The sequence below is a fragment of the Streptococcus cristatus genome (genome assembly GCF_008369405.1).
GTDB lineage: Bacteria > Bacillota > Bacilli > Lactobacillales > Streptococcaceae > Streptococcus > Streptococcus cristatus_G.
The window spans coordinates 119,353-139,966 of the sequence record NZ_VSJJ01000001.1 but is presented as its reverse complement, the minus strand read 5'-3'; the positions used below and the strand labels follow the sequence as shown (position 1 = coordinate 139,966).

The 20,614-nt window shown below is 42.2% G+C and carries 18 protein-coding genes and 1 other annotated feature; of the genes, 2 read left to right on the top strand and 16 right to left on the bottom strand.

The genetic code is table 11. The features are described 5' to 3' along the window. Positions 1–13: 13 nt before the first annotated feature. The 7 genes from FXF62_RS00760 to FXF62_RS00730 form a co-directional block, all read right to left on the bottom strand. Positions 14–358: a ribosomal-processing cysteine protease Prp gene (locus tag FXF62_RS00760; RefSeq protein ID WP_149517276.1), complete on the bottom strand. Its 345-nt coding sequence runs from the start codon at positions 356–358 to the stop codon at positions 14–16. A gap of 15 nt (positions 359–373) precedes the next feature. Then, on the bottom strand, positions 374–688 hold the full coding sequence (gene rplU / locus FXF62_RS00755; protein WP_015605032.1) for a 50S ribosomal protein L21: 315 nt from the start codon (positions 686–688) through the stop codon (positions 374–376). A gap of 36 nt (positions 689–724) precedes the next feature. Next, positions 725–814: a sequence feature (ribosomal protein L21 leader region), on the bottom strand. Between the two features lie 105 nt (positions 815–919). Continuing rightward, the gene (locus FXF62_RS00750; protein WP_149517275.1) at positions 920–1,519 is read right to left on the bottom strand and encodes a hypothetical protein; all 600 of its coding nucleotides are present in this window, start codon (positions 1,517–1,519) and stop codon (positions 920–922) included. Between the two features lie 74 nt (positions 1,520–1,593). Beyond that, the gene (gene thiI, locus FXF62_RS00745; RefSeq protein ID WP_149517274.1) at positions 1,594–2,808 is read right to left on the bottom strand and encodes a tRNA uracil 4-sulfurtransferase ThiI; all 1,215 of its coding nucleotides are present in this window, start codon (positions 2,806–2,808) and stop codon (positions 1,594–1,596) included. 3 nt (positions 2,809–2,811) lie between these two features. Then, a complete protein-coding gene (locus tag FXF62_RS00740; protein ID WP_149517273.1) occupies positions 2,812–3,954 on the bottom strand; it encodes a cysteine desulfurase family protein in 1,143 nt (380 codons plus the stop codon). Positions 3,955–4,073: 119 nt separating this feature from the next. Beyond that, positions 4,074–4,904 carry a pyruvate, water dikinase regulatory protein gene (locus FXF62_RS00735; protein ID WP_149517272.1) on the bottom strand — a complete coding sequence of 277 codons (831 nt, stop codon included), beginning with the start codon at positions 4,902–4,904 and terminating at the stop codon, positions 4,074–4,076. A 5-nt stretch (positions 4,905–4,909) separates the two neighbouring features. Next, positions 4,910–5,545: a CBS domain-containing protein gene (locus FXF62_RS00730; RefSeq protein ID WP_061422779.1), complete on the bottom strand. Its 636-nt coding sequence runs from the start codon at positions 5,543–5,545 to the stop codon at positions 4,910–4,912. Positions 5,546–5,728: 183 nt separating this feature from the next. Here FXF62_RS00730 and ppdK point away from each other — a divergent pair, with 183 nt between their 5' ends. Both ppdK and FXF62_RS00720 read left to right on the top strand, forming a co-directional pair. Continuing rightward, a complete protein-coding gene (ppdK, locus tag FXF62_RS00725; RefSeq protein ID WP_149517271.1) occupies positions 5,729–8,362 on the top strand; it encodes a pyruvate, phosphate dikinase in 2,634 nt (877 codons plus the stop codon). Positions 8,363–8,527: 165 nt separating this feature from the next. Next, the gene (locus FXF62_RS00720; RefSeq protein WP_149517270.1) at positions 8,528–8,947 is read left to right on the top strand and encodes a DUF6556 family protein; all 420 of its coding nucleotides are present in this window, start codon (positions 8,528–8,530) and stop codon (positions 8,945–8,947) included. A gap of 310 nt (positions 8,948–9,257) precedes the next feature. On the opposite strand, the gene FXF62_RS00710 is transcribed toward FXF62_RS00720, so the two are convergent. The 9 genes from FXF62_RS00710 to FXF62_RS00670 form a co-directional block, all read right to left on the bottom strand. Further along, positions 9,258–9,746, bottom strand: a complete 489-nt coding sequence (locus FXF62_RS00710) for a prolyl-tRNA synthetase associated domain-containing protein (protein WP_149517269.1) — start codon at positions 9,744–9,746, stop codon at positions 9,258–9,260. Positions 9,747–9,758: 12 nt separating this feature from the next. Beyond that, on the bottom strand, positions 9,759–10,343 hold the full coding sequence (locus tag FXF62_RS00705; protein WP_149517565.1) for a uracil-DNA glycosylase family protein: 585 nt from the start codon (positions 10,341–10,343) through the stop codon (positions 9,759–9,761). A 55-nt stretch (positions 10,344–10,398) separates the two neighbouring features. Continuing rightward, entirely contained in the window at positions 10,399–11,799 is a 1,401-nt protein-coding gene (gene pepV / locus FXF62_RS00700) for a dipeptidase PepV (protein WP_149517268.1), read from the bottom strand. 70 nt (positions 11,800–11,869) lie between these two features. After that, entirely contained in the window at positions 11,870–12,475 is a 606-nt protein-coding gene (locus tag FXF62_RS00695; protein ID WP_149517267.1) for a nitroreductase family protein, read from the bottom strand. Between the two features lie 266 nt (positions 12,476–12,741). Continuing rightward, positions 12,742–13,287, bottom strand: coding sequence for a hypothetical protein (locus FXF62_RS00690; protein WP_149517266.1), 546 nt, complete (start codon positions 13,285–13,287; stop codon positions 12,742–12,744). Between the two features lie 295 nt (positions 13,288–13,582). Beyond that, positions 13,583–14,422, bottom strand: a complete 840-nt coding sequence (locus FXF62_RS00685) for a metallophosphoesterase family protein (protein ID WP_149517265.1) — start codon at positions 14,420–14,422, stop codon at positions 13,583–13,585. A gap of 65 nt (positions 14,423–14,487) precedes the next feature. Continuing rightward, the gene (gene uvrC / locus FXF62_RS00680) at positions 14,488–16,323 is read right to left on the bottom strand and encodes an excinuclease ABC subunit UvrC (protein WP_149517264.1); all 1,836 of its coding nucleotides are present in this window, start codon (positions 16,321–16,323) and stop codon (positions 14,488–14,490) included. Positions 16,324–16,445: 122 nt separating this feature from the next. After that, positions 16,446–17,540, bottom strand: a complete 1,095-nt coding sequence (gene hemH / locus FXF62_RS00675) for a ferrochelatase (RefSeq protein WP_149517263.1) — start codon at positions 17,538–17,540, stop codon at positions 16,446–16,448. Positions 17,541–17,734: 194 nt separating this feature from the next. Then, positions 17,735–20,188: a CAP domain-containing protein gene (locus FXF62_RS00670; protein WP_149517262.1), complete on the bottom strand. Its 2,454-nt coding sequence runs from the start codon at positions 20,186–20,188 to the stop codon at positions 17,735–17,737. Positions 20,189–20,614 lie beyond the last annotated feature (426 nt).

The following is a 20,614-nucleotide window of genomic DNA, read 5'->3' as shown; positions in this document are numbered from 1 at the left end:
TTTTTCCTCCGTGTTAGTTTTCTGTGATAACTCTAGTTTGGACGAACTCAGAAGAGTTCTCCGATAAGTTTGCCATTCCCAAGAAAAATGATTCAAAGAAAAGCTGAGTCATTTCTCTCTGATGCGGCGGAATATCCATAGGGATCTCTACTCGTAAATATCCGCCTTCTTCTTCGTTTAATTCTAAGATTGGTTCGTAGCCTGCAAATTTTTCAATTGAATTGATAAAATTTATGGCAAGCGTAGAAACCGATGCACACACGACATCAAAGCCGTATTCGCCACTTTCGGCGTGTCCAGTAATTTCCGCACTCCTCAGCTCGCCATCTTCGGCTTTCTCAAAGACTGCCTGTATCATGTGTTCTCCTATAAATTAAGCGTTGATTGCGTTGATGACAACTTTAGTATATGGTTGACGGTGACCTTGTTTACGGTGGCTACCTTTTTTAGGTTTGTACTTGTAAGTAACAACTTTCTTTTGTTTTCCTTGTTTTTCAACAGTTCCAACTACAGTAGCTCCAGCAACAAGTGGAGTTCCGACAACAGTTTTATCACCACCAACAAGAACAACCTCGTTAAAAGTCACTTCTTGACCAGCTTCAACATCCAATTTTTCAACGTAGATAGCTTGACCAACTTCAACTTTAACCTGTTTTCCGCCAGTTTTAACGATTGCGTATGTGCTCATTATGCACCTCCTATGATTTTTTTGGGATTTCCCCGTATTTTTGTGAAGACTCGCCTAGCATCGTGGGACGAACCACTTAATACTCACTAAATATGAGCTACGATGTTCGAGCGGTTGCACAGGCTGTGCATAGTCAACATTCTTAGTATAGCACTTCTACTAACCTTTGGCAAGTGATTTTATTTGATGAAAACGGATTTTCAACTAAATATTATCATTCTTTACTTTCATTTATTTCAAATATACAATCTGCCCTTCTTGATTGACATGAACCTCAATAGCTATCGGAGGCTTCAAGTGTTTTTTAGCTGATCTGGCAAGACTTTTATTACTATCTGAAACATTAACCTCTCGCTCTTTCCCATCAACCGTAATAGTGAAGGTAATACGAGAATAGGTAGACTTGCTTCCTCCGGTCTCGGCATCAACACCAGTCACTAAAGCCGTTTTTAGCTCGGTTGTCTGATTAGTAAAGTAATGATAGCGCCAGATACCATTGGTCATTCGATAGCCTTCATAAGCAGGAAAGATAATAAATATAGGAAGAGAGCCAATTATTGTAACAAAAATAGCTCTGCCCTTACTTTTATGGCTTTGGCGTATGGTTTTCCATTTATTTCTCATGGCCTTCTTGACAGAGCCGGCTTCCTTAATGCTTAAATGAAATCCCCAAAATAAGAGAGCATACAAGCTTAGGAAAATCTGAAAATGAACTAAGAGACCAAGTAAATAAGTCCAACTGGGCATTCCAAACAGCAAAGCATTATCTTGTCCATCTTTCCAAGACAATGCTCCCATGAGTCCACTCAAAAAGGAATCCCATTCGTTCATAAATATCCCCTTTTATCTTCATCATCAATAGATAGTTTTCCAGATTCTTTCAGTAAAAAGCTACTTTTAAACTCCTATAACAAGTCCTCAATCATCTCGTCAACTTCATCAGTCTCTGCTTGCGGTGTGATTTCTGTAATCATGATGCCTGCGACGGCGCGTTCTACCAAACCTTCAACATCTAGGCGAGCTTCGTACTGCTCGGCATTCTTGATTTTCGGATTGGTTTTAGGTCGGTCAGGTGCAAAAATAGTACAGCAGTCTTCAAATGGCTGGATAGAGATTTGAAAAGTATCGATTTTTTCTGCAATATCAATGATTTCAAGCTTGTCCATGGTCACGACAGGACGGATAACTGGTGTATTGGTCACAGCATTGATAGCCTGCATACTCTCAATTGTTTGACTTGCCACCTGACCTAGACTTTCTCCGTTGATAATGACTTGACCACCCCGCTCCTCTCGAATCCGGTCTGTAATGCGCATCATAAAGCGACGAGTCAGTGTCATCAGGTAGGCTTCTGGAGCCTTGGCCTTGATTTCCTCCTGAATTTCTGTAAAAGGAACTTCGATAAACTGGATGTTGCCACCAAATTTGGTCAATTTTCGCGTCAGATCTTGAGCTTTTTTCAACGCACCTGGGCTAGTGTAGGGAGGACTGGCAAAGTGAACCGCCTCGATATCCACCCCGCGCTTGAGAGCCAGATAGCCCGCCACTGGTGAGTCAATCCCACCAGACAGCATAAGCATACCCTTGCCTGAAGTGCCGACTGGCAAGCCTCCAGCACCGCGTATCGTCTCATAAGAGATATAGGCTGCTTCTTCGCGAATCTCGACACGAAGCTCAATATCAGGCGCTTTCATCTTGACCTGAACATTGGGAATGGCCTTAAAAACAGCATCTCCCAGCGTCTGATTAAGCTCACGGCTATCCAATTCAAAGTTGTGATCACTGCGTTTGCTGGAAATCTTAAAGGTCATACCTTCTTGATAAACTTCCTTCATGATGGTTTGGACAGCTTCGATTAGGGCTGGTACAGACTTTTCGATTTTGTAAGATGGTGAAAAATTCTGAATCCCAAAAATCTTCTTGAGTGACTCGGCGACTGGCTGATAGTCTGTTCCGTGCAGATAGACATGAGTCCGATCACGGTCGGCCTTGACATGGACCTGCGGATAGACTGACAAAACAGCCTGAATATTGCGTTTAAGTTTGTTGATAAAGCGCATGCGGTTCTTGCCCTTGGTAGAAAGCTCGCCGTAGCGCACCATAATTTCTGAATATTGCATTGTTTACCTTACTTTTCTGGTTTTTTCGTAAATAATTTTAAAGGTTGTCAAAAATTGCTCCATCTGACTCATATCATTATCAAGATCCAAACTGATACGGACAGCAGTTTGAGCGAGAGACTTTTCGACTCCCATAGCAATCAGCGTACCTGCTGGCTTTCCAGCCTTGGAAGAGCAAGCGCTGGTAGTCGATATGTAAATCTCATAGTCTTCAAAAGCATGGACGACGACTTCACCCCGCACTCCCTTGATACCAAAGGTCAGGATATGAGGCGCAAAATCTTCCATGTCTGAGAAAATCACCACATCTGGATACTTCTGCAGTTCTTCAAAGATAATCTTCTTCAACTGAAACGTTCGCTGAGCAAACGTTTCTTGTTTTTCCATGGACAGACGAAGAGCCTTGGCTGTGGCTGCAATGCCTGCTAGATTTTCCGTTGTGGAGCGCTTATCCGACTCCTGACCACCACCAGTCAAAAGCGGACTGATTTTCTTGCCAGACTTGATATAGACAAATCCTACGCCCCGAAGGCCGTGAAATTTATGACTGGAGAATGTTGCAAAATCCACGCGATCCGTCAGATAAGCAGCTGTCGGAATCTTCGTAACAGCCTGCACAGCGTCCACGTGAAAGGAAATAGTCGGCTTATCTGCTAGCAGTTCGGATATTTTCTGAATGGGCTGAATACTGCCGATTTCATTATTGACTGCCATGACCGAAACCAGAGTGGTGTCAGGTCGAATCAGCTCCGCTAGATTGTCTACATCAACAAAGCCTGCCTTATCAACTGGAGCAAAATCGACTTCAAATCCCCGACTCTGCAACCAGAGGGCTGATTCTTTAACCGCTGGATGTTCAATGTTAGATACGATGATGTGTTTGCCAAAAGGAATTTTTTCAAAAGCAACTCCCTTAAGTACCCAGTTGTCCCCTTCTGTCCCTCCAGACGTAAAAAAAATCTCCGACGAAGACTTACCTAAAAGCTCTGCTATTTGACGGCGAGAGGCCTCTAAGAGACGGGTAGCCTGGCTGCCCAAACTATGCAGGCTAGAAGGATTACCCCAGATTTTAGAAGCCACTTCTGTATAGGTAGCCAGCGCCTCTGGATAGGGCTTGGTTGTCGCTGAATTATCTAAATAAATCATCTTTTTCCTCTGTTTTTATCAGTAAAAATCAATACTCCTATTGTAACACGAAACGAGCCTAGGGACAAGAAAAGGGCTGGTTCCTATCTGATAAATTTAGGAACCAGCCCTGAAGACGATTACTTCGCCTCGCCAATCATATCTAATTTTTTTAAATAATCCTCAATCAGGAAAGCTGTCTCTTCAATTGATTTATCTGTAATATTGATGACCTCCGTCTGATATTTTCTAAAGACTTCTTTGGAATAGTCTAATTCCTGATAAATCTTTTCCAAATCTGTGTAACTGGTCGAGTGGGACAAGCCCAACGAATTAAGACGGTTGCTACGAATTTTGACTAATTTTTCTGGCTCACAGACCAGACCGATCATCCTACGCTTGTCCACCTTGTCTAAAACTTGAGGAAGCGGAACTTCTGGTATCAAAGGCAAATTGGAAACTTTGTAGCCCTTATTGGCCAAAAAAATGCTGAGAGGAGTTTTTGAAGTCCGTGAAACTCCCAGTAGAACTAGATCCGACTCCAAAAATCCTTGCGGAGATTTTCCATCATCATTCTTTACTGCAAACTCAATCGCTGATATTTTATTAAAATATTCCGTATCCAAACGGTGCAAGGTTCCTGGTATCTCAATCGGTCTAATCCCAGTCTTTTCCCCTATGATTTCAAAGAAAGGGTGCATGAGATCAATGTAGGCCAGCTTGTGGTTTTGGCTAAATTCTCTAGCTAGTCTAGCTAATTCTCCATTTACCAAAGTACTGATGACCAAGGCATCATCTTTTAAAGCATCTTGCAAAATTTCCAGCAATTCTTGCTCTTTGTCTATAAAAGGAAAACGGTAGCTATTATTAAATGTCAAATCTGGATACTGCGCACTTACAGCTGACAAGAGTCGCTGCGAGGTTCCTCCTAAAGAATCCGAAATGCTATATACAATAATTTCTTTCTTCATTGTCACTACTCCTGTCTCTTTACTTCCGCTTGGCGCGCTTCCTGAATGATATAGTCCAGCAGGGCTGTCTTAGTCACCGTCCCTAAAATCTTGCGCTCATTATCTTTTTCTACCACAGGCAGTGAATCAATGGCAAAATCCTGTAAAAGAGCAGCCACCTCTAATATATTCATATCCTTATGGCAGGTTCTAAGATGAGGCATCCGAGTCATACAAACTGCAATAGGCGTTGTTCCGATACTACTGGATAAAGCCGCTCGTAGCAAATCCTTGCGCGAGACAATTCCTAAGAGTAGCTTCTTTTCATCAATGACATAAAGAACATCCGCGTCATACATAAAGAGCCTTATCACCGCATCCTGGATGGAAGTATCTTGAGGCACCAAAACTGGAGAAACCATGATATCTTCCGCTTTCTTGCGAAAAGTGTCAAAGAAAAATAAGGTTTCCAAATCATTCCCTGAATAAGTATAGCCAACCTTGGGCGTCGCTTTTAAAATGCCAACCAGCGTCAAAAAGGACAGGTCTGAGCGTAAAGTTGCTCTAGAAATCTCCATCAATTCAGAAATCTTTTCCCCGCTGACGGGCTGCTCTTTCTTGACAATGTCAACAATCTGCTTTTGACGTGCTGATAATTCCAATACAATATGTCTCCTTTTTAGAGATAGAATACTTTATTTTTCATATTTTTCTGTCATATTATATCATATTTTTATCTTATATCAATGAAATATAACGTTTTTTCCATTGACAAATATATGTGATGTATATTAGAATATAAAACAGATATATATGACACATTTTTGTCTATTTGGAGGTAAGATATGACGAAATGGATTTATTCCTTTGAGGAAGGACGAGCCGAGCAAAATGCTCTTCTGGGTGGTAAAGGGGCCAATCTGGCTGAAATGACCAATTTAGGACTGCCAGTTCCACCAGGATTTACCATTACGACGCAAGCCTGTATTCATTTTTTAAACAGCCCCTATTTTTTTGAAGAAAAATTAAGAGAGAATGTTTTGCAGGCTATTTCCGAACTAGAGCAAAAAACTGGCCAATACTTCTCAGGAAACGAAGAGGACCAACTGCTAGTCTCTGTGCGTAGTGGTGCCAAGTTTTCTATGCCTGGCATGATGGATACGATTTTAAACTTGGGACTAAATGACCTGCGAACCCAAACCTTGGCTTCCAAAACCAATATGGCTTTTGCCTATAATTGCTACCGCAGGCTGCTTCAGATGTATGCAGATGTCGTTTTCCAAATTCCCAAAGAGGACTTCGATCAGTTGCTCTCCTATTTTGAGAAGAATGCTGGTAAGACTGCCTACGAGTTTAGCTTAGAAGAGCACCAAGCTCTCATCGATCAATACAAGCAGCTCTATCGTGAGCATTATCAGACTTTTCCTCAAAATCCTAAGGAACAACTCTTCACTGCTATCAAAGCTGTTTTCCGCTCTTGGAATAATCCACGCGCCCAAGTCTATCGCAAGCTCAATCAGATTCCAGAAGATTTGGGAACCGCCGTTAATATTCAAGTCATGGTCTTTGGCAACTTTGATCAAGAAAGTGGAACTGGTGTCGTCTTCACTCGAAATCCAGCAACTGGTCAAAAGGGCCTCTTTGGCGAATTTCTTTTAAATGCCCAAGGAGAGGATGTCGTTGCTGGTATTCGTACGCCCGAGCCCATTCAAAATCTGCAAGAAAAGATGCCAGAAGCCTATGCTGCTTTTCAAGAATATGCCCACATCCTTGAAGATCACTATAAAGATATGCAGGATATCGAATTTACAATCGAAAAAGGCAAGCTCTATATCCTGCAAACTCGTAATGGTAAGCGAACAGTCAAGGCTGCTTTGAAAATCGCTCTGCAATTAGTAGAAGAAGGCAAGATAGACAAGTGCGAGGCCATTCGCCGGATTAGCCCGGCTCATATCAATCAGCTGATTCACCCAGTTTTTGATGAAAATGAGCTCCAGCAAGCGACAATTTTAGCGCAGGGATTGCCAGCCAGTCCCGGTGCTGCAACAGGAAAAATTGTCTTTACTGCCAAGCGAGCTAAAGAACTACATGAAGCTGGCGAAAAAGTTGTGCTAGTCCGACAAGAAACCTCTCCCGAAGATATAGAAGGAATGATTGTCAGCCAAGCAATCGTCACTAGCCAAGGTGGAATGACCTCACACGCGGCAGTTGTCGCCCGAGGAATGGGAACCTGCTGTGTAGCAGGATGTGGAGATCTACTTATCCAAGAGGACAGCAAGACCATCCAGTGCGGAGATATCTTGCTCAATGAAGGAGATATTCTATCGGTAGATGGTCGGACTGGTTTTCTCTATCTAGGGCAAATCCCGACAGTCTCTGTAGAAAATGATCAGGATTTGCAGCTCTTGCTGACTTGGGCTGATGAAGTAGCTAAACTTACAGTCCGCGCCAATGCTGAAACGATTCAAGATTTGCAAACCGCTATTAGCTTTGGAGCTCAAGGAATTGGACTAGCAAGAACAGAGCATATGTTTTTCGGTGAGGAAAGAATCCTGCAAATGAGGAAATTAATTCTGGCCGAGAATGAGATAGAAAGACGAGAGGCACTTGCCCATCTCCTAGATTACCAAGCCGAAGACTTCTATCAAATGTTCCAGACTGTTGGCCAAAAACCCATGATTGTCCGTCTATTGGATCCTCCAATGCACGAATTTCTCCCTAAAGACCAACTTGAAATTGCCCTACTGGCTGAAAAGCTCAATAAAAAAGCCAGTCAACTAGAAAGAAAAATCACGCAATTGCAAGAAACAAATCCTATGCTAGGCCATCGCGGCTGTCGCTTGGGAATCACCTTGCCAGATATCTATAAGATGCAAATAGAAGCTATCTTTAGCAGCGCCATTCGACTACAGCAAGAAGGACATCCAGTCCGTCCTGAAATTATGATTCCATTAATTGCTACAAAATCAGAGCTTGTCTATCTCAAAGAGCTGCTCATCAAGCATATCGAATGGATTTTCAAAAAGTATCAATGCCCTCCATTCCCATATGACATCGGTACCATGATCGAACTGCCGAGAGCCTGCTTCATTGCTGATCAGCTGGCTCAGGAAGCGGACTTCTTCAGCTTTGGAACCAATGACTTGACCCAGATGACCTTTGGCTTTTCAAGGGATGATATCGGAAAATTCCTCAACGACTATAAAGAGAAAAAGTTGCTCACCCAGGATCCTTTCCAAAGCCTTGATCAAGAAGGTGTCGGCCAATTGATGAAATTGGCCATTGAAAAAGCTCGCCAAGTAGATCCAACCTTATCCATCGGAGTTTGTGGCGAAGTTGGTGGTGATCCAGCTTCCATTCCTTTCTTACAAGAAATCGGAGTCACTTACGTCTCTTGCTCCCCTTATCGCGTCCCAGCAGCTCGGCTAGCTGTGGCCCAAGCTGCCCTTAACTCTGAAACGACACCAAAAAAGCTCTAACATTTTGATAAAACTAACAGCTCTAAGAGGCTTATCTCTCCGCCTTTTAGAGCTGTTGTTATTTATCTTTTGTGTACGTTTTCATTTTAAATTTTCAAATTTTTGGAAGACTTTTCTAAATAAAAGACGTATAATAAATTAAGAACGAAAAGGAGCGACTTTTACATGGAAAAATATTCTCGCAGAGAAAAAAATAACAGCAATTCAAATCGAAAACCAACCAGTCAGCATATTAAAACTGGCTTTTCTGCCCTACAAAAGACTATTGCTACAATTGCCAGTCTTCTTTCAATCGTCATTGCTTGCTTTACCATCATGAACCTTATGAACAACAATGACTCAAAATCAAAAACTGATACAGGCAACTCGACAACGACTACTACCATTATCAAAGAGGTAGAAAAAGAGTCTACATCTATTAGCTCGACTCCAACAGAAACTTCAGCTGCTACTGAGACCGAAACATCATCAAGCTCCTCAAGCGCAGAAGCGAATACGAGCCATACAACTCCTTCCACTGACAGCAGTTCGACAAGCCAAGACCAGCATACAACAACAGAGTCCAGCACTCAAGCATCCAACTAAAAACTATATTCAATCTATCCAAGAAGAGGCTGGGACAAAAGTCCTAGCCTCTCAATTGTCTTTGGATTATCGAGCAAGACGCAGTGGTTGAGTGGGCTCTATTACGCTGAATTCATCAGCTTTTACAGCCCTACTCAACTGTGCGGAGGTGGGACGACGAAATCGAATTCTAACGAATTACCGATTTCTGTCCCACTCTCTTTTCTATTTCTCTCTTTCTCTTGCTCTTTGAAATGAATAATAATTGTCCTAAAGTTTTTGTGTCAAGAAAAATGCTGCAAGGTCAAGAAGCCCCACAGCATTTTCAAAATTATAGTTCCAAAATTTGATAATCATAGCCCAGATGAGCCAGGAACTTAAAAAGATCTTGGGTGGCGACAAAAATCGTCTTTTCATTGGTATTGGGATGGAAAGTCATGATATCCTCTGATACAATGTCCTTATCAAAATAAACTTGAATATCTTTTTCTTCATTATTTAACAAACCAAAAGGCGATACTGTTCCTGGTGGTAGCTGCATTTTTTCATAGAGGGATTCCGCTGAAGCCATGCGAATACGGTTGGCTGAAACCAGCTCTTTAAATAGGTCCATATCCAGACTTTTCTTGTCATCCATAATCAGAAGATAATATTGAGTTTTCTTCTTATTGGTCAAAAACATAGACTTAGTCCGGACTCCTTCGATTCCTTCGATATAGGAGTCAGCCTGCTCTGTCGTAAATGCAGGTGGGTGCTCCACCACATCAAAGGGGATCCCCAACTCTTGCAACTTATTAGCTACATGTTGATAAGCATCCATAGTTTTCCTCCTTTAATGATGAATAATCTTTTGTACCAATGCTCGCAATTCTGGCACAACCTGCTCTGCAAACCAAGGATTTTTCACCATCCAGATTTGATTGCGGGGCGATGGGTGTACCAAGGGAAAGAATTCTGGTAGGTAGTCTTGATAATGCTGAACCGTCTCGGTCAGTTTGACATTTCCTTTTTGATGCAGATAATATTTCTGTGCATACTGGCCAATCAAGATAGTCAACTCAATATCTGGTAGGAGCTCTAAAATCGGCTGATGCCATTTCTCAGCAAAGCCCTTACGAGGTGGTAAGTCCCCAGACTTACCATGCCCAGGGAAATAAAAATCCATGGGGAGAACTGCAAAATATCCAGACTGATAGAAAGTTTCCTCATCAACACCCAACCATTCTCTCAGCCGGTCACCACTCTTGTCCTTCCAGTAAAGCCCCGCCTGCTGGGTTTTCAGCCCTGGTGCCTGGCCAACAATATTAATCCGAGCATTCTTAGGCGCTGCAAAGAGTGGTTTGATCCCCTGCTCTGTGAAATCTTTATTCTGTGGGTCAGATATAATGGCCTTGGTAATATCCTCTATTGTCTGCATCATATTTCCTTCCTTGAAAAGAAACTCACCTGGCATAGCCAAATGAGTTCTTATCTTATTTGATCAATTCGTAAATAGCTTCCGCATAGATAGCAGCTGCACGGAATAAATCTTCAACATCGATAAATTCATTGGCTTGGTGCATAGTGTCGATATAGTCTGGGAACATCGCGCCGTAAGCGACACCACGTTTCAAGAGGCGTCCAAAGGTACCACCACCGATCACTTGCTCATGACCTTTTAGTCCAGTTTGTTTTTCATAAACAGCCAGCAAGGTCTGCACCAACGGATCTTCCATCGGTACATAGTGAGGAGTATGTCCGTGCTCAGACAAGGTCACTTTGGTAACTGGCAACTGCTCTAAAACATTCTGAATGGCTTCTGGACTAGTTCCCTTAGGATAACGAATATTGAGGGCAATTGTGTTGTCAGCCTTGTTTTCGTCAAAGCGGAAAACGCCCGCATTCATTGACAGAGCCCCCATCTTCCCATCCACATAAGCAATCTTTAAGTTCTTACCCTCATGGTCATTTAGGAGAATATTTCCAGCCACATCTAGGTAATCCTTAGCTGGTCCAGCAAAGTCAAACTGCGTTAGGAATTTGGCCAAATAGGTTGCGCCATTGACACCAGACTGAGGAGAAGCACCGTGCGCAGACTTACCGATAATGGTTACAGTGACTTGGTCACCAGCTAGTTCTTCATAAGTAAAATCTAGCCCATTTTCCTTAGCAAACTGCTCTAATTTATCAACTAGATTTGGCAAGTGACCTGACAAGACAGCTGTTCCAGACTCAGGCACCATGTTCTCCCGCAAGCCACCAGTAAAGCTATGCAGGCGTGCTGCGCCAGCATTTTCACCATCAAAATGCAGGTACTCTGTGATATTTCCTTTTTCACCATTGATAATCGGGAACTCAGCATCTGGCGAGAAGCCGAAATCAGGCTCAGGCAGGCCTACATGAGCAAAGTAATACTCCATGTCTTTCCAACCAGACTCTTCATCTGTCCCCACCACAAAGCGCACGCGCTTAGAAACCGGCAAGCCTAAGTCTTTGATGATTTTCAAGCCGTAGTAACATGCCATAGTTGGTCCCTTGTCATCACTAGAACCACGGGCATAGAGACGGCCATCCTTAATCGTCGGCGTATAAGGATCTGTGTCCCAACCGCTTCCAGCAGGTACCACATCCATATGGGCAAATATTCCCAGTTCTTCTTCTCCTTGACCAAAAGTAAAGTGACCAGCATAATTGTCCACATTTTGAGTTGGGTAACCATCACGTTCAGCAATTTCCAAGAACTTATGCAAGGCCTTTACAGGACCCGGTCCAAAAGGATGCTCCTTGTCTGCCTTTGAATCATCCCGCTCTGAATTAATTTCTAAAAGGCTGAACAAGTCCGCCAACAGAGCTTCTCTACGTTTTTCAACTTCTGCTTTAAAATCAATTGTCATTTTCTCACCTCTATAAAACACTTCGTTTTAAACTATCTGAATTAAATCGCGATTTCTATTTTCTACTTTATTAACGCTTTTCGATAATCTCGTCAACTGGTAATCGATAGCTAGGTTCTAGCTTGTCATCTGTATAACCAACAGTAATCAAAAGTTCCGGACGGAAGCGCTCATCAATCTCCAAAACTTCGTTGACTTTTGATTTATCAAATCCTAGGATGATATTTGAGCCAATACCTTGGTCAGTCAAAGCTAAAACAAGGTTCATAGCTACCAAGCCAGCGTTAAGGGCCAAGTAATCACTCTTTTGCTGATCATTATAGCGAGCAAACTCAGCTGGCAAATTCTGCATGTAAAATTGAAGCTGTTCATCAGAAAAATTTCTTACTCCAGCGACACGCGCGATTTTTCGTGCCCGCTTAGCCAAATCCGTATCTGTAAAGAGGGCAATTGTCACTGGGGCTTCCTTGATTTGATCTTGGTTAGAGCCAAAAGCAATGCCCACTAGGGCTTCATTTCGCTCACGCACCACCACGAACTTCCAAGGCTGACTATTGTGAGCGCTCGGTGCCAAGGTCGCAATCTCAATAGCTGTACGGACATCTCTAGGATCTACCGGTTTATCATTGAAATGCTTAGTCGCATGACGCTTTTTATTTAATTCAAGAAATTTCATAATTGATTTCCTTTTCTAATTTCTGTTACTCTTATTTTACCACAAATTGAAAGAGTTTGCAGAGATTTTTCATGGAAAGGAACCTGACTAAAAAAGTGTTAGGAATGTTTTCAGTAGCTATTCTCTATTTTTACAGATTTCTCTAAATGAGAAAACACTCAGGAACTTGTATATTCAAACTTTTCTCTCAAAGTGTCCTTTCTTTGCTTCTCTTTTTTAATTTTAGCACAGAAAAAGCAGGTGATAGCTCACCTACTTTGTTGATATTATTGTCCAGATGTGAGAGGAGCAAGAGCTTTATAAGCCCCTTCAATCGCTTTCTTCATGGTATCACGTCCTGTTTTCAACTGTTGAACGAATAGGGCACGACTTTGTTCTGGAAGTTCTGCATCGTCTGAGCCAACACTTGAAAGCGTGTCATTAAATGCCTTTCTAGAAGCTTCCATAGACTGAATTGCAGGTTCTACTTGTTGATTGTAAGCTTCTTTCCCAGCCTCTGGGACTTTCTTCCCGATTTCAGTAATGTATTTTTGGTAGTTATCAATCAGCTTCCCAAAGAGAGCTTTCATATCGCCAATTGTCTTAGCATTGTCGATTTCTTCGTCAGTCAAGAGAACAATTTCTGACAGTTCTGCATCTGAACTAGCCGTTTTTGATGAAGTTTCAGAGCCACTTGATTGATTCTCTGAAGTAGATTTTTTTTCTACAGAGCTTGAAGCTTTGCCAGAAGATTCTGAAGGTGTTTTTCCTGAGCATGCTGCTAAAGTGATAACTGATAAAAGCGCTACACTAGCTGTAATAATTTTTTTCATTATTGTCTCCTGTAAATAAAGAATACATATATTATAATACAAAATTATTTTATTGTCAAATCATAGCTGAAGCACATTTGTGGCAAGCCAGCCAAATTCCCTTTTCAAGTTCTGCTACCTCTATTCTAGATAATAATTCCAAATACTAGGATGTTGCTAAAAGGGGCTTTACACTTTGCTTTCTTATGTCTAACATGATACTGCTCCAGTCTATTATCATCCAACAACTTCATTAGTATGACTAGATGATTTAGCTACTCTAGCCTTCTTTTTCACCTTTCCTTCTTTCAGGGGATTAATCGTCATTTTCTCCAAAAAATTTTCTCACATCCTCAGTGTAACCGTACTTGTCATTCAAGTAAACCAACAACTCTCGGTTATGGCCTTGGTAGTTATCTTCACGTCGCAATTCTTCATACATTTCGATAAAAGGGAGAGCTTTTTCTTTGGCCAATTCTAACTCTGCTTTGTAGTCATAGGCGACTTTTCGGAATTGGATATTTACCAGTTCCCCGTCTTCAACTTCAATCAAGGCATACTGGGCACGGTGATTTTTCAAAGCCTGCCAATCAAAATAGGGCATCCCAATCGAACCTGGATTGATGATTTGTTGCCCTTGACTGCCATAGCGAAGCAACTGCTTGTGGACATGACCGTAAACTGCCACATCAGTCTCCTCATCAAGTAGCTGGTCAAATTTCTCCGTCCCATTATCAACCAGTAAGTCACTCCCATAGTTTTTGTCAGGCAAATTATGAGAGAGCGAAAAACGCAGGCCATCAATTTCTTTCTTCGCAACCATAGGCAGACTCCGCAGCCAAGCGATCTGATCAGGATCCATTCGCTCCATCAAATACTGAGTCATACGCAAGAGCTGGACTTCCTGTGGGTCTTCTAAGCCATATTGTCCATCTAAAGCCTCTAAGACACAATCATCCCAGTTTCCCCGGACAGTCGCTGTGATAGGAAGACCTTTTAACAAGGATAGCAAATCATTTTCCCCCGGACCAGGGAGGAAAATGTCCCCCAAAAGCCAATATTCTGTTGCTCCTTGCTTTTTGGAATCTTCAATCACCGCAGCCAGTGCAGTCGCATTTCCATGAATATCTGATAAAATCGCGATTTTGTGGTTCATATATTTCCTCCTAGAATACCTCCATTATACCACAAAAGACCGTTTTCACGGTCTTAGTTTATATATTAACTATCCAATTCTGCCAAAGGTTCCGCCACTTCTAACAAGGGACGGGATGGCTCTGTTTGATTGAGTTTTGCCTGCACAGCTTCTGCCACTGCTCGTGGTACGCCCACTCCGACGATTTCATCCACACTGGCTTCTTTAATCTTTGTCAGAGATTTGAAGTGTTTCATGAGATTTTGCTTGCGTTTTGGCCCCAAGCCTTCGATGCCATCGAGTTGCGATGAGAAGGAATTCTTAGACCGGAGCTGGCGGTGGAAGGTAATGACAAAGCGGTGGACTTCATCTTGAATGCGCTGGAGAAGGAAAAATTCCTGAGAATTACGGGACAGTTCTACGACTTGCAGAGGATCGCCAAAGAGCAATTCATGGGTTTGGTGCTTGTCATTTTTTTGCAGTCCAGCGATAGGAATATCAAGCCCCAACTGGTTCTGAATAACTTCTTTAGCGATATTGACCTGACCTTGTCCTCCGTCAATGACAATCAGATCTGGTGGCGTCAGCCCGTCACGAATCACCCGACTGTAACGGCGCTTGATAACCTCTCGCATACTAGCGTAGTCGTCCGGCCCTACCACGGTCTTGATCTTGTATTTGCGATAATCTTTCTTACTCGGCTTACCATTTACAAAGACCACCATAGCTGAGACAGGACTGGTCCCCATGATGTTGGAGTTATCGAAAGACTCAATCCGAACGGGTGTCGGAATATTGAGGAGCTTCCCTAGATTTTCTATAGCCCCCTGCGTTTTCTCAACGGATTTCTCCAAAAGGTCAAATTTCTGCTGGAGGCTGACCCGAGCATTCTTAATAGCCATATTAACCAACTGCTTCTTCTCGCCTCGCTGAGGCTTGACTACTTTTGTATCCACAACGGCCCGAACAGCTTCTTCGTCAATATCCGCTGGAATTAAGATTTCATTGGGCTTGAGGTGGGACTTTTCTTGGTAAAACTGGCCAATATAGGTCAGGAAATCTTCGTCGGGATCATTGTAATAGGGAAAAAGATTGACATCACGCTCAATCAACTTGCCTTGGCGCACAAAGAAGACCTGCACGCACATCCAGCCCTTGTCCACATAATAGCCAAAAACATCGCGGTTTTGGAGATCTTTGGCCATGACCCGCTGCTTGGTACGCAAGGTTCCAATAGCCTGAATCAGGTCTCGGTATTCAGCCGCCCGCTCAAACTCCATAGCTGCAGCTGTTTTATTCATCTTATCACGGAGCTCATCGATAATCTTGTCGTCCTGACCTTTGAGAAAGTCCGACACTTCCTGGGCCATGTTCTTGAAATACTGGTTATCCCGCTTGCAAATCGTATGGGCTTCACATTGCCCCAAGTGATAATAAAAACAGACTTTTGCAGGTGGATTGGTACATTTTTTGAACGTAAAAATGCGATCAAGCAGGCGTTTGATTTCATTGGCTGCACCGACATCTGGATAAGGACCAAAATAAAGACCGCCATCCTTTTTGACTTGGCGCGTGATAATCAGACGCGGATAGACTTCGTTGGTAATCTTAATAAAAGGATAGGACTTATCGTCCTTGAGCATGATATTGTACTTGGGCTTATTTTCCTTGATTAGATTGATTTCTAGGAGCAAAGCCTCGATATTAGACTCAGTGACAATAAACTCAAAATCCTCAATCTCGGAAACCAGAGCCTCCGTCTTGGTGTCGTGGCTGCCACGAAAGTAAGAGCGAACCCGATTACGGAGATTCTTGGCTTTGCCGACATAGATAATAGTACCGTTTTTGTCCTTGTGAATGTAACAGCCGGGACTGGTCGGCAACAGTTCCAGCTTGGATTGAATTAGCTTGTTTGTAGACATATTTCTCCAAAACCCTATCTTTTCAATAGAAATTTTTCATTTTCCTAGAACATGCACTTTCCTAACAATTCATGATCATTCCTCATTGCAAATGTTTCTTTCTAGGCTGGTAGATCTTAGACTTACTTTGATTCTTGCGCCCTTTTTTCTAACATTTTCTTTATGAAATAAGGCATTTTGACATTTTCTCTGCCCTTTTTCTCTATCAACTTTTTGACAAATTCAGGCATTTGAAGTTCTTCAGTTTCGCTTAAGATTTGATTACTTTCTTCTGAAGGAGCCAATTCATCAAAGGTTGTTTCTTCTGGGTGCATGTATCGAAGCTCTTCTGTTTCATGCTGACGAATAGTTGCTAATAATGCAGCAATCAAGCGGGAGTCTGTGTTAGGCATTGGTGGGCGATGATAAGCCACACCGAGTTCTTGACACAATTCCTGACACTCCACGTCATTATCAAACAGTACCTCGATATGTTCGCTGATGAAACTAATTGGGACAAAGATATAATGTTGCGGGTGGTTCGTTTGATCTCGGAGATATTCTAAGACATCTGGCTTGATCCACGGCAATCCAATATCGCTTTCGCTCTGCCAAGTATTGGTATACTCAGATGGAGCAAGGCCCAGCCGATGGGCAATCAACTGTGAGTTTTCAATAATCTGATCAATATATGGATCTTCAAAATCAAGCGCTAAAACTGGGACACTGTGAGCTGAGAAGATGACCTTAAAACTTTCATCTTTGACTTGCGTTTGCAAGATTTTCCTGATTTCTTCCTCCCAAAAGCGAAGCAAGTCCTCAGCCTGATACCATTCTTTGATAATATGGAATTTAATTGTCTGGCTCGTAATAAATTTTTCATACCCCATGACAGAGTAAAAAGAATAATGCGGTTCTAAAATCAAGCAGATACATTCCTCAATCCCGTCATCCTCCATCTGCTTAATAACATCTGGAATAAAGGGGCGAGAAAATTTATTAGCAAAATAGACAGCATACTCTCCTTTTAAAGCTTCCTTCACCAGCTCAACCTCTGTCCGCGTGATGCGTTGCAGGGGGCTGCCACCAATACGCTGATAATTATCATGAAGGTGCTGAATCTCCTGGTCAGTAGGTCGCACACCACGACGGATATTCGTGAAAAATTCTGCAATATCCTCAAAAGTATAACCCTCTGGCGATCCAAAGGTCATCATTAGAATAGCTTTTTTAGTCATAAGTTCCTCTTTTTGTATAAAATCCTCTGCTATTATAACATGATATCCCCTGAAAAGCAGATAAAAGGAATGTTTTCTAGCTAAATTAAGAATTATTTGAGTCTCAAAAACTTTTCTTCTTAAATTTGTTTCAATCAAACTAATTCACCAATAAAAAATGAAGTGAGATGTAATACTCACTTCACTGTTATATACTATAAAGTTTTTCTGCGGCGATGTTTCACTGCACCTGCTAGAAGAGCTGCACCGAGAGTCATTCCAAGGAAGGCTAATTGTTCCGCTTCCATTCCTGTATTAGGAAGAACAACTGACTGGCTAGGCGAAGCTTTAGGAGTCGATGGAGTCGATGTAGCATTAGTATTATTATCAGTTTTTGGCTGAGCCTGAGCAGCTACGTTAGCTGTCGGTTCAACCTGCGCATCCTTCTCATCTTGAGAAACTGGATTTGCATTCGAAGTCAGAAGCGTTTGACTACCTGCACCTGCTGCAGCAAAATTAAGTCCACCATTTGCTTGATAAGTAGTTGTAGTGGCAGATACTAGGGCTTGACGCTCTTCTTTTGGAAGAAGGTCTAGCAAATAATTATAATTTGCTAGCAACTCATTATAGGCTGTTTGCAAATCAGCTAATTTTTTATTTTCGGTCTCAGCGAGGGCCTGTTTAGCTTTCAGGTCAGCCTCTGCTCTTGCCAAATCTTGCTTAGCTTTTTCCAATTGCTGCGGAGCTGTTTTCAGATCTACAACTTTCTTCTTAGCTGCCACCACACGATTTTGAGCAGCGACCAATTCAGCTTTAGCTGCTTCCAAGGCTGCATTCTTGTTTTCTTCAGCCGTCTTCAAGGCTGCAAGCTGGTTTTTAGCCTCTTCCAAGGTTGCTTGGGCTTTCTGCAATTTAGCTTGGTATGGAGAGAGGGCAGAAGCGATTCTCGCTGTCGCTGATCTCAAAGCAGCCTTTTTATCTGACAAGTTTTGTTGAGTCAGGGCTAGACCATTCTCAGCAGCTTCAAGGTTCTGCTTAGCTTTGATAACAGCAGCCACACGATTTTTCTGCTCATTAGACAAATCCGTCAGCTGATTATTTAAAAGATTCAGGCTAGACTCTTGACTAACTTTCTGCGCTTGTAACTCTGCCAAACGATTCTTCAACGCTGTCACATTGGCACTTGAAGCAGCCCCACGACTGCCGCCGCTGCGGAGAAGTTTCTCCATCGCTTCAACTGTTAGCAGTGTGCCATTATTGACTCTTTGGTTGAAATTACGAACATTGTGGAATCCAACTTCTGAAGTTCCGTGTGGAGTTCCCCATTGATTTGGATGAGTATCATAGGCAGCAGAAATAGCATTGGCCTTATTATCCATCATTTGGACATAGTGACCAATTTTAGCAAAGACTTCCGCACCCACTTTCATATAAATGGCATTAGCATCCAGTTGTCTTTCATCAGTTGGCAGACCGTATTGAGCAGCAATCTTCTGATACAAGGCTTTTTCACTATGCCAGAAATTAACCGCACCTTGAGGATCAAAGCTAATAGCTACGTTTTCATTGCCAATCAGCTTGCCCATGTGCCAGTTAGCCTTTTCAAAGTACAAGGTCTGAATTTGGCTGGCAACATTGGCATATGGATCCACCAAAAGTTCTGGCAGTCCTGCATTACGACGGTAGGCATTGATAGCCTTAACCAATTCCAAGGCCTGCAAGTTATTTTCCAAGCTAGCTGGGCTAGATGGATCTGAACCAACAGTGACGTTGAATTCATTCTGACCACGTTTGTAAAGGGCTAAAGCATCAGCTGCAGCATTTCTTACAGCTTCGTTATTCGAATTATCTCGAAGATTCTCTAAAAATTGCGAATAGGTCGTATTCCGTAGATCAACTGGCGCCGTACTTGCATTTTTCTGTTCATGCGCCAACTCAGTGTTTGTTGCAGTAATCAATTGCTTGGTCTGCTCTAAGTTAGCCTGAGTTTGATTGATTTTGTTTTGAATTTCTGCTTGATTTTGTGGTGCAACACTTGCTGCCTGTTCCGCTTTTGCTAGTTCATTTTTAGCATGCTCCACAGCTGTCTGAGCTTGATTTTCTTGATTTTTAGCAGTTTCTACAGCTGCAGTTTCCGTATGAACTGGTTCTTTGGCTTTGTTTAACTCAGATTCTGCCACATCCACCAATGATTGTTGGCCAGCAATGGTATTTTCTTGCTCTTTAACTGCTTTACCTGCTTCTTGGACTGCAGTTTCTGCTTCTTTGACAGTTTCTGATTTTGCTGTAACTTCTTCTTCAGCTTTTTTAACACTGTTTTCTGCTTGAGAAATGTTTTCTTCAGTTGCTGCCTTTTCATTTTCAGTAGCTGTATCTATCTTTTCCTGAGCTTCTGAAACTGCTGCTTTTGCTCCTTCAAGGTCTGCTTCAGCTTTCTTAGTTTGTTCTTGTTGTTGATTCACATTTTCTTTGGCAGCATCCGCTTTTTCCTTGGCTTCTGCTACATCCGCTGCCGTAATTGGTTTCTCGGTAACTGCTGTTGCCTTTGGTTTCGTCGCTGTTGACTCAACGAGTTCATCCGCTTTGACCTGATGGCTGAGCACACCAGAAATAATCGTTGTCGCTGCAATGCCAGTCGCTACAACGGATTTACCAATTTTCTTGTCCATAGACATCTCCTTCTAATAGCACATGTATCATTTCATATTTTAGTCCTATGCTATAATACTAACATAAAATGACTGGTTAAACCAGTCAAAACCATATCATTTAAATAGAAATTTTATTACAATTCTATGACAAAAATCGAACACTTCATCCTAATAAAGTGAAAATAGAGCGGATTTAAAGCGTTTTCCAGCTTCTTCCGCTCCTTGTTCCATTTATTTCGAAAAAATCTTTACTGCTTATTTTCTTCTGGTGTCACTTGACTTTCAGCCTCTTTTTCTGAAGGAGCTGCTGCATTCGCTTCTTCTACTTTAGGAGTAGCTGGCAAGCTTGACTCTTCCACTGTTTCTTTAGGAGACTCGCTAGTTTTTTCTTCCTTAGTTTCCTCAGTCGAACTAGCCTCCGGCTCAGTTTTAGTTTCAGTAGGA